General features: G+C 62.7%; 13 protein-coding genes. 8 read left to right on the forward strand and 5 right to left on the reverse strand.

Annotated elements, in window-relative coordinates; translation table 11 throughout:
- Nucleotides 1-5 precede the first annotated feature (5 nt).
- Both KF794_04085 and KF794_04090 read right to left on the reverse strand, forming a co-directional pair.
- Nucleotides 6-620 (reverse strand): TIGR00730 family Rossman fold protein, encoded by a 615-nt coding sequence (locus tag KF794_04085; protein ID QYK45881.1) that lies wholly within the window; start codon nucleotides 618-620, stop codon nucleotides 6-8.
- Nucleotides 621-661: 41 nt separating this feature from the next.
- On the reverse strand, nucleotides 662-1,204 hold the full coding sequence (locus KF794_04090) for a hypothetical protein (protein QYK45882.1): 543 nt from the start codon (nucleotides 1,202-1,204) through the stop codon (nucleotides 662-664).
- A gap of 196 nt (nucleotides 1,205-1,400) precedes the next feature.
- Between KF794_04090 and KF794_04095 the strand changes: the two genes are divergently transcribed.
- A complete protein-coding gene (locus KF794_04095; GenBank protein ID QYK45883.1) occupies nucleotides 1,401-3,347 on the forward strand; it encodes an ABC transporter ATP-binding protein/permease in 1,947 nt (648 codons plus the stop codon).
- A 12-nt stretch (nucleotides 3,348-3,359) separates the two neighbouring features.
- On the opposite strand, the gene KF794_04100 is transcribed toward KF794_04095, so the two are convergent.
- Nucleotides 3,360-4,382 carry an FkbM family methyltransferase gene (locus tag KF794_04100; GenBank protein QYK45884.1) on the reverse strand — a complete coding sequence of 341 codons (1,023 nt, stop codon included), beginning with the start codon at nucleotides 4,380-4,382 and terminating at the stop codon, nucleotides 3,360-3,362.
- Between the two features lie 120 nt (nucleotides 4,383-4,502).
- Between KF794_04100 and KF794_04105 the strand changes: the two genes are divergently transcribed.
- A complete protein-coding gene (locus KF794_04105; GenBank protein ID QYK45885.1) occupies nucleotides 4,503-5,201 on the forward strand; it encodes a phosphatidylserine decarboxylase in 699 nt (232 codons plus the stop codon).
- A gap of 55 nt (nucleotides 5,202-5,256) precedes the next feature.
- Nucleotides 5,257-6,108, forward strand: coding sequence for a CDP-diacylglycerol--serine O-phosphatidyltransferase (gene pssA, locus KF794_04110; protein QYK45886.1), 852 nt, complete (start codon nucleotides 5,257-5,259; stop codon nucleotides 6,106-6,108).
- Here pssA and KF794_04115 read toward each other — a convergent pair.
- Entirely contained in the window at nucleotides 6,105-6,320 is a 216-nt protein-coding gene (locus KF794_04115) for a hypothetical protein (protein ID QYK45887.1), read from the reverse strand. The two genes, pssA and KF794_04115, sit on opposite strands and share 4 nt — an antisense overlap.
- A gap of 278 nt (nucleotides 6,321-6,598) precedes the next feature.
- Here KF794_04115 and KF794_04120 point away from each other — a divergent pair, with 278 nt between their 5' ends.
- The 5 genes from KF794_04120 to KF794_04140 all read left to right on the forward strand — a co-directional run bounded on the left by KF794_04120 (nucleotide 6,599) and on the right by KF794_04140 (nucleotide 11,326).
- A complete protein-coding gene (locus KF794_04120; GenBank protein ID QYK45888.1) occupies nucleotides 6,599-7,135 on the forward strand; it encodes a TRAP transporter small permease in 537 nt (178 codons plus the stop codon).
- A complete protein-coding gene (locus KF794_04125) occupies nucleotides 7,122-8,531 on the forward strand; it encodes a TRAP transporter large permease (GenBank protein QYK45889.1) in 1,410 nt (469 codons plus the stop codon). The genes KF794_04120 and KF794_04125 overlap by 14 nt, the downstream gene beginning before the upstream one ends.
- 106 nt (nucleotides 8,532-8,637) lie before the next feature.
- Nucleotides 8,638-9,684, forward strand: a complete 1,047-nt coding sequence (locus KF794_04130; GenBank protein QYK45890.1) for a TRAP transporter substrate-binding protein — start codon at nucleotides 8,638-8,640, stop codon at nucleotides 9,682-9,684.
- 83 nt (nucleotides 9,685-9,767) lie between these two features.
- A complete protein-coding gene (locus KF794_04135) occupies nucleotides 9,768-10,496 on the forward strand; it encodes an SDR family oxidoreductase (GenBank protein ID QYK45891.1) in 729 nt (242 codons plus the stop codon).
- Between the two features lie 53 nt (nucleotides 10,497-10,549).
- Nucleotides 10,550-11,326, forward strand: coding sequence for an SDR family NAD(P)-dependent oxidoreductase (locus tag KF794_04140; GenBank protein ID QYK45892.1), 777 nt, complete (start codon nucleotides 10,550-10,552; stop codon nucleotides 11,324-11,326).
- 58 nt (nucleotides 11,327-11,384) lie between these two features.
- Here the strand turns inward: KF794_04140 and KF794_04145 are convergent, their stop codons facing one another.
- The gene (locus KF794_04145; protein QYK45893.1) at nucleotides 11,385-12,026 is read right to left on the reverse strand and encodes a glutathione S-transferase C-terminal domain-containing protein; all 642 of its coding nucleotides are present in this window, start codon (nucleotides 12,024-12,026) and stop codon (nucleotides 11,385-11,387) included.
- Nucleotides 12,027-12,080: the final 54 nt, after the last annotated feature.

A 12,080-nucleotide genomic window follows, 5' to 3' on the forward strand; every position in this document is an offset into this window, starting at 1 on the left:
CGCCGTCACATCTTTTCGGTGACGGTTTCCGCGCCTTTTTCGTCGAGCGTCCGGCGCGGGATGGCGGCGATGGCCGCGCGCAGCGCCGGGACGATTTCTTCCGGCTTCGCGGCCACGATCAGTTTCTCGATCCATTCCCGGCGCAGGAAGCCCGCCTCGCAGAAACGGTCGAACAGTTTCAGCAGCGGGTCCCAGTAGCCGTCGAGGTTCAGGAGCAGCATCGGTTTTTCGTGCTGGCCGATCTGCGCCCATGTCATCTGCTCGATCAGTTCTTCCAGCGTGCCGATGGCGCCGGGGAGTGCGACGAAGGCGTCGGCGCGCTCGAACATCGTGCGTTTGCGGACGTGCATGTCCTCGACCACGATCATCTCGGTCGCGTTGGCCATCGCGGCCTGTTCGGACTCGACCAGAAACTTCGGGACGATGCCGGTGACATGCCCGCCACCGGCGCGCGCGGCGCGGGAGAGTTCGCCCATCAGCCCGCGCCCGCCGCCGCCGAAGACGAGCGCGATCTTCGCCTCCGCCAGCGCGCGGCCGAGCGCACGCGCAGCCTCGGCATATTTCGGATCGAAGCCGGTGGAGGAGCCGCAGTAAACGCAGACGGTCTTGATTTCAGCCATGCGCGCGGATGTGGCGGCCCATTCGGGCCGCGTCAAGGCGGTCAGTTGGAGCCGGAATAGTCGAAGCCGCGGCCGTTCCACTGGTAGCGCAGCACGCGCAGTCGCTTGCGCGCGCCATCGGTGCTGTCGTTATTGGCCTCGACCACGTTGCCGTTCACCGAAACCGGCTGCGACAGGTGAACGAGCAGATAGGGCCTCGGAGTGCCGGTGTCCTCGGTGAAGCTGACCGGCGTATATTGCTCGGTCATCGCGTCCCAGCGGAACACGATCAGGATGCCGGTGCGGTTCTGCGAGGACGTGCGGACGAAAATCTCGTCCACGCCGTCGCGGTCCACGTCGATGGCGAGGATCGGCCCGCTGCGCCCGCCGGCGCGGAGCGGCACCAGCGCGTCGCCCACGCCGTCGAATACCTGCGGTTCGCGGTTCCCGGCCGTGATCGTGAGTTGCACGCCCTTTTCACCATCGGCCGCTTCCACCGCGACCTGCGCGCCGTTCGCGCCGCGCGCGCTGAGGGTTTGCGCACCCGCCGATGCGGGCAGGGCGAGGCAGGCAAGGGCGAAAAGTGGCAGCAGGATACGTCGCATGGAACAGGCTCGCAGAACGGGGGAGGAATACCTACATAGCACTGCAACGCACTATGCCGAACGGAAATGCAGGAATTGCGACGTTTGGCCCAATCCCCGGTCCGGACTATGTTGCCGCCGCGGTGGGCACGCTGAAGCCTCATTTCGCGAGGAATACACCCACGGCCGCGGGCATCGCCCGCCGCCTCAGGCAAAAATGAACGATAAAATCTCTCCCACCCGCCCCACGCTGCTCGGCACCATCGTCAGTCTGTGGCCGCACATGTGGCCCTCGCGTCGCCCCGACCTGAAGCGCCGCGTGTTCTTCGCCTTCGCGCTGTTGCTCGTCGCGAAACTGATCACGGTGCTGATGCCGTTCACCTTCAAGTGGGCGACGGATGCGCTGGTCGCGGTTTCGGGCGGCAAGCCGCTGGAGATGACCGGCATCTTCGCGATTCTCTCCGCGCCGGCCGCGCTGGTGGTGCTCTATGGCGGCGTGCGGGTTTCGGTGGCGTTGCTGACGCAGCTCCGCGACGGACTGTTTGCGAAGGTCGCGCTGCATGCAGTGCGCCGCCTCGCGCAACGCACCTTCGAGCATATGCACGCGCTGTCGCTGCGCTTTCACCTGGAGCGCAAGACTGGCGGCCTGACGCGAATTCTGGAACGCGCGCGCAACGGCATCGAGGAACTGGTGCGGCTCGTGGTGCTGCAACTCGCGCCGACCTTCATCGAACTCGCGCTGGTTACCGCCATTCTCCTGATCGCCTTCGACTGGCGTTATGCGGCCGTTGTGGTCGTTACCATGATCTGTTTCATGGCGTACACGTATCGGGCGACCGAGTGGCGCATCGGCATCCGCAAGCGGATGAACGAGTCTGACACCGACGCGACCGCGAAGGCGGTGGACAGCCTCCTCAACTACGAGACCGTAAAATATTTTGTCGCCGAGAAGCGCGAGGCCGAGCGCTACGATACGTCGATCGCACGCTACGAGAAGGCGGGCGTGCAGACCTATACCTCGCTCGCCGTGCTGAACGCGGGGCAGGCGGCGATCTTCACCATCGGCCTCACGGTCATGATGGTGATGTGCGTCTACGACATTCAGGCGGGGCGGCGCACGGTCGGCGATTTCGTCATGATCAACGCCATGCTGATCCAGCTTTATATCCCGATGAATTTCATGGGCATGCTGTATCGCGAGATCAAGCAGGCGGTGATCGACATCGAGCAGATGTTCGGCATCCTTTCGCGCAATCCGGAGGTGGGTGACAAGCCGGGCGCGAAGCCGTTGCAGGTGACGAACGGCACGCTTCGCTTCGAGGACGTGCGCTTCAGCTACGAGCCGGAGCGCGAAATCCTGAAGGGCATTTCCTTCGAGGTGCCGGCCGGGAAAACCATCGCGGTCGTCGGGCCGTCCGGCGCGGGCAAGTCCACCATCTCGCGGCTGATATTTCGCTTCTACGACGTGAACGGCGGCCGCATCACCATCGACGGACAGGATATCCGCGACGTGCAGCAGCGCTCGCTGCGCGCGGCCATCGGCATGGTCCCGCAGGACACCGTGCTGTTCAACGACACCATCCGCTACAACATCCGCTATGGCCGCTGGGATGCGACCGACGCCGAGATCGAGGAAGCGGCGGCGCTGGCGCAGATCGACGACTTCATCCGCGTATTGCCGCAAGGCTACAATACGGAAGTCGGCGAGCGCGGCCTGAAACTCTCCGGCGGCGAGAAGCAGCGCGTCGCGATTGCCCGCACCATCCTGAAGGCGCCGCCCATTCTCCTGCTGGACGAGGCGACCTCCGCGCTCGACTCCTATACGGAAAAAGAAATTCAGGACGCACTGGAGCGCGTCGCGCGCGGGCGCACCACGCTGGTCATCGCGCACCGGCTTTCCACCGTCATCAACGCCGACGAGATCATCGTCCTCGAAGCGGGACAGATCGTGGAGCGCGGCACGCATGCGCAGCTGCTCGCGAAGGGTGGCCTCTATGCCGGAATGTGGAACCGCCAGCGCGAGGCGGACGAGGCGCGCGAGAAGCTGCGCGAGGTTGCCGACGAAGTAACGCCGCGCGTGAAGCCGAACGCCGAACCGCCCGTGAAGGATATCCCGGAACCGCCCGCCGCCGGCGTTTCCACGCCGCCGCAGGCGGCCGAGTAATCGCCGGTCGAGCTACCAGGCGTAGCTGCCGGAAATCCTGCCCATTGCGGCGCGCACCGCGTCGAGACCCGCAATCGCGTCATAGGCCTCGCGCAACGTCTTGCCTTTCGCGGCGCTTTTCGCCTGCGCAAGTTCTTCCGGTGAAGGTTCGCGCCCCAGTAGCCGGTCGAAAATCGCGAGCAGATCCTGATCGCTCGCGGGGTGCGCCAGTGCGGCCGGATTCAGGTCGGCGGTGAGAAGTTCGACCAGCAGTTTGCGGTCGATCAGCGGCATCCGCGTGAGGAAGCTGCGCGCGGCGAGGGCCGCCAGCTTGTGGTCGGGATGCGAGCCGTCTTCCAGCGCGCCGCGGAAGCGGCTGAGCTGCACCGCCTTGTCGAACGGATTGACCGGCGCTTCGAAATGCAAGGCGAGCGCCGCCGCTTCTTCCGCGAGATAATAACGGTTCAATCCGTCGAAGAACGCGAAGCGATAGCGCTGCGAAAGCACCAGCGGCTCCCAGCCACTCCAGTTCGGTTCGGGAGAAGCGGGCATGGTCGCTTCGATCACGATGACCTTGGGCCGGTAATTCTTCCAGTCCGCGCCCGCGAGCACGTCCTTCTCCGCACCCTCGACGTCGATCTTCAGGAAATCGACTTCCTTCGGCTTGTGCTGTGCGCAGAGCGCGGCAAGGGTCGTGACGGGAAGGGTGCGCGTCTCGGAGCGCTTGCCGTAATTCGCTTCCGCCGCGGCTGCGTTCTCTCCGATCATGGTGGAGAGGCCGTGGAAATCGTCCACCAGATAGAAGGTGGCTTCTCCCGGCTGCGCGCCGACCAGCGTTTCCGCGACGATGTCGCGCGGACGAACGCTGCGCGTGAGTTGCGCGAGCTTCGGGTTCGGCTCCACCGCGATGCCGTGCCAGCCTTGCAGGTAAAACGCGAAGGAGACGTTATCGACCACCGGGTGTCCCGCCCCGACGTCGATGTAGAAACCATCCTTCTTCCCGCGGAAGCAGCGGGCGAGATAGACGTCCTCGAAATGCTGGGCATAGGAAAGCATATTGGCTCCGGAATTCCGTCAGTCTCTATGCCACAGAACGGCCGGAAGTAGGGCTACGAACTGGCCCGTTGACGCGCGGCCCGTGACCGCTCTACTGGCGTTTCAAATCTGGTCTCAAGCATGTCCATCGCCGATTCCATCCGCAAACAGATCGCGCCCATCCATCCCGAAGGCTATTTCTTTATCGGGGTTTTCGCGCTGGCCGCGCTGGTGCTTTTCATTATCTGGCGTCCGCTGGGCTGGATCGGCGTGATCCACACGCTGTGGTGCATCTATTTCTTCCGCGACCCCACGCGCGTGACGCCGGTGCGCGACGGCCTGATCGTGGCCCCCGCGGACGGGCGGATTTCGCAGGTCGCACTGGCGGTGCCACCGGTAGAACTGGGACTGGGCGCTGCTTCCGTGCCGCGCGTCTCGATCTTCATGAGCGTGTTCGACGTGCACGTGAACCGCAGCCCGGTTTCGGGCGAGATCGAGCGCATCGTCTATCGCAAGGGCAAGTTCCTGAACGCCGATCTCGACAAGGCGAGCGAGGACAACGAACGCAACGGCTTCGTCATCCGCACGCCTTCGGGCCGTTACGGCGTGGTGCAGATCGCGGGGCTGATCGCACGGCGCATCGTTTGTTTCGCGAAGGAAGGCCAGCTTGTCGCCGCCGGCGAGCGTATCGGGCTGATCCGCTTCGGCTCCCGCGTGGACATCTATCTGCCGGCCGGAACCAAGCCGCTGGTCGCGGCGGGGCAGTACGCGCTGGGCGGGGAGACCATCATCGCCGATCTGGCCGCGACGGCCCCGGAACCGACCTTCCGCGCCGCTTAACCACCTCGTCCAGCCCGGCTTCAAACCGCCCCGATCGGGGTGCTATTCTAGCGCCATGAGCCTCTTTCCTCCCTTCGAGCCGGGCGGCGAGCATCCGCGCCGCAAATTCCGCCGCATCCCGATCCGCGCGCTGCTGCCGAACCTCGTCACGCTGCTGGCGCTGTGTCTCGGCCTGACCGCGATCCGCATGGCCATCGAAGGCCGCATGGATCTTGCGATTGCAGGCATCGTGCTGGCCGCGATCCTCGACGGCGTGGACGGCCGCCTCGCGCGCTATCTGCAAAGCCAGTCGCGGTTCGGCGCGGAACTGGATTCGCTGGCCGACTTCATGAACTTCGGCTGCGCACCCGCGCTGATCCTGTTCTTCTGGGGCCTCGGCCCGCTGAAAACCCTCGGCTGGATCGTGATGCTGGTTTTCGCGCTTTGCGCGGCGCTGCGTCTCGCACGTTTCAACGTCATGCTGGACGACCCAAACCGCCCGGCATTTGCCGGCAATTTCTTCGTCGGCATACCCGCGCCGGCCGCTGCGATCGTGGTGTTGTTGCCGGTCTATCTGGAAATGCTGGGCGTGCCGCGCTTCTCGTTCAGCCCGTCGCTTTATCTGGTCTATGCGCTCGGTATCGCGCTTCTGATGGTCTCGACCATTCCGACCTGGTCCGGCAAGAAGCTCGGCGCCCGTGTGCCGCGGGAATATGTGCTGCCGATCCTGGTGTTGGCGGTGCTCTTCGTCGCGACGCTGCTGAGCTATCCGTGGGAACTGCTGACCGTGATCGTGCTCGGCTATCTCACGACCATTCCGCTCGCATACTTCCACTACAAGCGGCTTGAGAAGGCGCATGTAATTGGTGGCGAAGCTGTCATTGCTCCGCAGGAAGACATAGAGAACCGGCCCGACCGCCTGAACTAGCGCGGCGGTTTCCGCTGTCGGCTGGAAAGCGCGTTCATGCGCTCGCTGAGCGAGCTGTGCGGGAAGTTCGCGCGCAGGAGGCGTAGCGCCTCCGCATCAGTACGGGGTTTCAGGGCTTGCAGGAGCGTCTGCATCTTCCCGGCAAGTCCGAAAGGACCGGCGGGGACCAGTGGCGGCGAGGATTCGATCAGCGGCAATTCGGGAAGCGTCATTTTCTGTCCAACTTCCGGCCAAGGCGCTTGTTCGCAGGTGCGAAAATGCTCTGCCGATTTCCTTAACAACCCGTAAACGCAAAAGTTCCGGACTAGGATAAAACGTCCAAAGCATTGAACGTCTGCGATTAATGCGGCTGCGGGGGCGCCCGCTCCGTTGCCAATCGCGGTACCTGCGCGGTATCGGATTCGGCAAAGGATGGCCGTGTCGTGGGGAAGCGGGACGGCTCCGGAGAGCGCACAAAAAAGATGCGCGGGACGACAGTCCGGGCGGGGAGATGAGCGACGATTCCAGAGAACTAGTTGCGAGCGGCGGCTGGCTGCATGCGCCGTTTCACCGGCTCGCAGTGACGTTTGCCTATGCCGGCGGCATCGTGGTCGCGGTGATCGGACTGATGTCTGCTTTCAGCATCGTCCGCCGCGCCGTTTTCGGCCGTCCGATCCTCGGCGATTTCGAACTCGTAGAAATCGGCATCGCGATCGCGGGAACGTTGTTTCTCGCTTATTGCCAGATCACTGCCGGACACATCTTCGTCGATGTCTTTACGCTGCGCGCGGGGAAGCGGGCGCAAAACATCATGTATCGCATCGGCGCTTTCGTGATGGCGCTGATGTTCTTCCTCGTCGTGTGGCGCGCGGCGGTCGGTGCGCACGAACTGAAACTGAACGGCGAAACCAGCATGTTGCTCGGCTTCCCGATCTGGGCCGGTTATGCCGGCATGATCCCCGGCATGATGCTTGCGGCGTTGACTGCGCTTGGACAGGCGCTCGGCTGGGTAGGAATCTCGCAGCGGGTCGAACATGAACAAAGCTGAACTCGCGGGGTTCATCATCGGCGGCATGATGCTGCTGATCGCGATCCGGATTCCGCTCGGTGCCGCGATGTTCGCTGCCGGCGCTGCCGGTTACTGGTACATCCGCGATTACGCGATCGTCGCGCAGGCAATCCAGAAACTGAACTGGAATACGTCTTCGCTCGTGGACTATTTTACGATCCCGCTCGCGCCGACGCTCTTTAATTACTTGAAGTCGCTGAGCTGGAGTACGTTCTCCAAATACGATCTGTCCGTCATCCCGCTGTTCCTGATGATGGGGCAGTTCGCTTCCGCCGCGGGTTTTTCGAGAAACCTGTTCCGTGCGGCCAATGCCTGGGTCGGCCACATGCGCGGCGGCGTCGCGCAGGCCGCCATCGTCGCCTGCGCCGCATTCGGTGCGATCAGTGGTTCTTCGGTCGCCACTGCCGCGACCATGAGTCAGGTCGTGCTGCCGGAGATGAAGCGGCTGAATTACTCCGATCGCCTCGCGACCGGAACGCTGGCGGCCGGCGGTACGCTCGGCATTCTGGTGCCGCCTTCCTTCATTCTCATTATTTATGCCTTCCTCGCGGAACAGAGCATCATCAAGCTGTTCGCGGCGGCCGTGGTCCCCGGCGTCATCGCCGCGGTTTTCTTCATGATCGCGATTGGCATCTATGTGCGCCTGTACCCGGAGCACGCACCCGCGCCGCAGATCGACGCCAGCGATCAGAAGAAGGAGCGCATGTCGGCGACGCTGGAAGCGTGGCCGATTGCTGCGATTTTCATTCTGATGTTCACCGGCATTTATATCGGCTGGTTCACCGCGACTGAAGGTGCGGCCATTGGGACGAGCGCCACGCTATTGCTTGCCATCGTTCGCGCGCGCATCGGCTGGCGCACGATCGTCAAATGCGTGCTGCCCGCGGCGCAGGCTTCCGCGATGATCTACACGATGCTGCTTGGCGCCGCGATGCTGAACACCACGCTGGCGCTGACGCAGGTTCCGGCCGATCTGGCGGAGTGGGCGAGCAATCTCGGCACGCATCCGCTGCTCATCATAGGCGGCTTCCTTATCGTCTTCGTGCTGCTGACCTGCGTGCTGGACGAACTGGCGATGATGCTCCTGTTCCTGCCGGTGGTTCTGCCGACCATCAGGGCGCTCGAACTCTGGGACATGACCAGCGACGAGCGCGTGATCTGGTTCGGCATCCTGATGCTGGTCGTGATCTCCATCGGTCTGATCGCGCCGCCCGTGGGGCTGACGGTCTATGTCGTCGCCAACATCGCGCGCAACGTGCCGATCGGAGAGATTTATCGCGGCATCGTACCGTTCCTGATCTCGGACGTATTCCGCGCGATCCTGCTCTTGTATTTCCCGATCCTGACCATTTTCGCGCTTCGCTTCGTGAAATAGGAGAGCGATTGACCTTGGTTTCCATTTCGCCGAAATTTCGCCGGTTCCTGCGGCGCACCGCTCCCAAGAAGCGGATTTCAACAAACTGACCTCTGGAGGAGAACTGATGAACTACATGAAAAAGCTAAGCGCCGCCGCGATCGTATTGGCTGCGTCGTTTACGTCCGCTCCCGTCGAAGCCCAGCAGATCACGCTGCGCATCCACCAGTTCCTGCCTGCGCAGGCTCCGGTACCGCGCAACTTCATCGCGCCGTGGGCGAAGAAAATCGAGGAAGATTCGAAGGGTCAGATCAAGGTCGAGCTTTATCCCTCGATGCAGCTCGGCGGCACGCCGCCGCAACTGTTCGATCAGGCCAAGGACGGTGTTGTCGACATCGTATGGACGCTGCCCGGTTACACGCCGGGACGCTTCCCGCGCATCGAAGCGCTTGAACTGCCATTCATTGCCGGCAACGCCGAGCAGACCAGCCAGGCTGCGTGGGAATATTACGAGAAGCACCTGAAAGACGAGTTCAAGGACGTGAAGGTTCTCGCCGTGCATACGCATGGCGCAGGCGTGCTTCACGTCAAGGGTAACGGCGTCCGCAAGCTCGAGGACATGAAAGGTCTCAAGCTACGCGGTCCGTCGCGCGTCGTGAACAAGCTGATCGAAGCACTCGGCGCGACCCCGGTCGGCATGCCGGTCCCGGCGATGCCGGACGCGCTCGCCAAGGGCGTGATCGACGGCACCGTGGTGCCGTGGGAAGTCACCACGCCGCTGCGCGTCGCCGAACTGGTCAACACGCACACGACCTTCTCGGGCAACCGCTCGCTTTACGTCGCCGCGTTCGTTTTCGTGATGAACAAGGCGAAGTACGACAGCCTGCCGGCCAACCTCAAGAAAGTCATCGACGACAACTCCGGCGCTGCCGCGTCGCGTTGGGTCGGCCGCGTGATGGATGAAGGCGACATTCCGGGCCTTGAGTTCGCAAAGAAGCGGAACAACGCGATTGTTGTGCTCGACTCGAAGGAAACCAAGCGCTGGAAGGATGCCGCCAAGCCGGTCATCGCCGCGTGGGTCGCCGAACTGAAGGGCAAGGGCATCGACGCCGATACGCTCCTCAAGGACGTCGAAACGCTGGTCGCAAAATACGCCGGTCCGGTGAAGGAATAAAAACTTCGCCTTTCCAAAGCTCGAGACCCGCCGCATGATCGCGGCGGGTCTTTTGCTTTGAAGGAAGCCCTGAAGGAAATGTCATGGCCGCAAGAATGAAAGACAGGATCGTGCTGATCACCGGCGCCGCAGGAACCATCGGCGGCACGGTTGCGAAGCGCGTGGAAGAAGAGGGCGGCATCGCGATCCGCACCGATCTCGCCTCGCACAAGGGACAGGATTTCGCGCTCGACGTGACTTCGGAAAGCGAATGGAAAAGCGTGGCGGAAGCCGTCGCAAAAAAGCACGGCCGCCTCGACGGCCTCGTGAATTCCGCAGGCATCGCTTCGCTCGGCACCATCGAAAGCGAGGACTATGCGCAATACCGGCGCACGATGGCGGTGAACGTGGACGGCACATATCTTGGCTGCAAATACGCAATGCCGCTCCTGAAGGTCCGAGGCGGCTCCATCGTGAACCTGTCTTCCGTTTCCGGCCTTGTCGCCGGGCACAATCTCGCGTCCTACAACGCATCCAAGGGCGCGGTGCGGCTGCTCTCGAAATCGGTGGCGCTTCACGGCGCGCGCTTGAAGCCTCCGGTACGCTCGAACTCCGTGCATCCCACCTTTGTCGAGGGCGCAATGGTCGAGGCCCTGCTTGCAAACGCGAAGTCTCGCGATGCCGCCCGCGAACGCATGACCGCGGATGTACCGCTCTCGCGCTTTGCACAGCCGGAAGAGGTAGCGAACCTCGCGGTTTTTCTGCTAAGTGACGAAAGCGCTTTCATCACCGGCGCGGAAATCCCGATCGATGGCGGCCTGACCGCGCGCTGATCCAGAAACGAACAGGCGGAATAGAACCGCTGCTATTCGCAGGAGAGGAATTCATGGCTTCGCAGATGCTCGACCCCAAAACCCTGACCGTGCTCATCACCGGCGCGACCTCCGGCTTCGGCGCCGCGACGGCGCGGCGCTTCGCGCAAGCCGGCGCGAAGGTGATCGGCACCGGACGCCGTCAGGATCGCCTCGACGCCTTGAAGAAGGAACTGGGGGCGAACTGCCATACGCTGAACTTCGACGTCACCGACAACAAGGCGACCATCGCGGCGCTCAACTCACTCCCCGACGCTTTCAAGAAGGTCAACGTCGTGGTCGCCAATGCAGGCGGCGCGATCGGTCTTGAGCCGGCGCAGGAGGCGAAGATCGAAGACTGGGACCAGATGATCGCGATGAACGTGAATGGTCTCGTCTACACCATCCGCAACACGCTGCCCGGCATGGTCGAGCGCGACGAAGGCCATGTGGTCGTGGTCAGTTCGGTTGCCGCGAATTATTCCTATCCGGGCGGAAACGTCTACGGCGCGACCAAGGCTTTCGTGACGCGCTTCGCTTTGAACCTGCGCAGCGATTTGCTCGGCAAGAACGTGCGCGTGACTTCGGTCGAACCGGGCCTTGCCGAAACCGAATTCTCGGTCGTGCGCTTCAAGGGCGACAAGGCGAAGGCCGACGCGGTTTACAAGGGCGTGAAGCCGATGGTTGCCGACGACATCGCGGAGCAGATTTTCTTCGTTTGCACCATGCCGCGCCACGTCAACATCAACCGTATCGAGGCAATGGCTTCGATGCAGGCGTGGGGACCGTTCGCGATCAAGCGCGACGCGTAGTCTCTGCCGCAAACACAAAAAACCCGCGAGTTTTGCTCGCGGGTTTTTTTATGGGCTGTTACTTCTTGAAAGAAGGCGGCTGCGGCATCAGATCGTAGGGGTGTTTCCAGCCGGGCATCGCCCTGAATTTCTCGCGCCATGCGTGAACGGCGGGAAACTCCTTCTCGATTTCGAAGCCGTGTTCCTCGTCGGGATAATAGAGATAACCGAGCACCGATATGTCGGCGATGGTCGGGTTCTTGCCGGTCAGGAACGGCTGCTTTGCGAGATGAAGGTCTACGATCTTCAGGTTCGACACGGCGCGGCCACGCAGGAACTCGATGAGTGCCGGGTTGGGGTCCTTGAAGAAATTGCGAAAGAAACGGTGCGTCGCGAGGAAGTTCGTCACCTTGTGATTGTCGAACAGAATCCAGCGCAGCGCTTCCAGTTTCTCGTCTTCGTCCTGCGGCTTGAACTTGCCGGTGAGGTCCGAGAGATAGGTCAGGATCACGCCTGACTGCGTGAGCTTCCTGCCTTTGTGCTCGAGCACGGGGGCTTCGCCCATCTCGTTGACGTTCGCACGGAACTCCGGCGAGCGCGTTTCGCCGGTGAAGAAATCGACCGCAACCGGCTCCCAGTCCGCGCCGATCAGGTTGAGATAAAGCGCGACCTTGTAGGAGTTGCCGGACTGCGCGAAGCAATGGAGCTTGTATTCGGCCATTTGCTTTCCTTGTCGTCCCGGAAGCGGCAAAGCCGCTATCCGGGATTGTTATCG

It is taken from the genome of Xanthobacteraceae bacterium, from assembly GCA_019454205.1.
Taxonomy (GTDB): Bacteria; Pseudomonadota; Alphaproteobacteria; order Rhizobiales; family Xanthobacteraceae.

What these genes read in the sequence shown, in the direction of transcription:
- KF794_04130 (QYK45890.1), top strand. Translation starts at nt 8,638, where the DNA reads ATGAACTACATGAAAAAGCTAAGCGCCGCCGCGATCGTATTGGCTGCG.
- KF794_04100 (QYK45884.1), bottom strand. Translation starts at nt 4,382, where the DNA reads ATGCTTTCCTATGCCCAGCATTTCGAGGACGTCTATCTCGCCCGCTGC.
- KF794_04140 (QYK45892.1), top strand. Translation starts at nt 10,550, where the DNA reads ATGGCTTCGCAGATGCTCGACCCCAAAACCCTGACCGTGCTCATCACC.
- pssA (QYK45886.1), top strand. Translation starts at nt 5,257, where the DNA reads ATGAGCCTCTTTCCTCCCTTCGAGCCGGGCGGCGAGCATCCGCGCCGC.
- KF794_04085 (QYK45881.1), bottom strand. Translation starts at nt 620, where the DNA reads ATGGCTGAAATCAAGACCGTCTGCGTTTACTGCGGCTCCTCCACCGGC.
- KF794_04090 (QYK45882.1), bottom strand. Translation starts at nt 1,204, where the DNA reads ATGCGACGTATCCTGCTGCCACTTTTCGCCCTTGCCTGCCTCGCCCTG.
- KF794_04145 (QYK45893.1), bottom strand. Translation starts at nt 12,026, where the DNA reads ATGGCCGAATACAAGCTCCATTGCTTCGCGCAGTCCGGCAACTCCTAC.
- KF794_04115 (QYK45887.1), bottom strand. Translation starts at nt 6,320, where the DNA reads ATGACGCTTCCCGAATTGCCGCTGATCGAATCCTCGCCGCCACTGGTC.
- KF794_04135 (QYK45891.1), top strand. Translation starts at nt 9,768, where the DNA reads ATGGCCGCAAGAATGAAAGACAGGATCGTGCTGATCACCGGCGCCGCA.
- KF794_04125 (QYK45889.1), top strand. Translation starts at nt 7,122, where the DNA reads ATGAACAAAGCTGAACTCGCGGGGTTCATCATCGGCGGCATGATGCTG.
- KF794_04120 (QYK45888.1), top strand. Translation starts at nt 6,599, where the DNA reads ATGAGCGACGATTCCAGAGAACTAGTTGCGAGCGGCGGCTGGCTGCAT.
- KF794_04105 (QYK45885.1), top strand. Translation starts at nt 4,503, where the DNA reads ATGTCCATCGCCGATTCCATCCGCAAACAGATCGCGCCCATCCATCCC.
- KF794_04095 (QYK45883.1), top strand. Translation starts at nt 1,401, where the DNA reads ATGAACGATAAAATCTCTCCCACCCGCCCCACGCTGCTCGGCACCATC.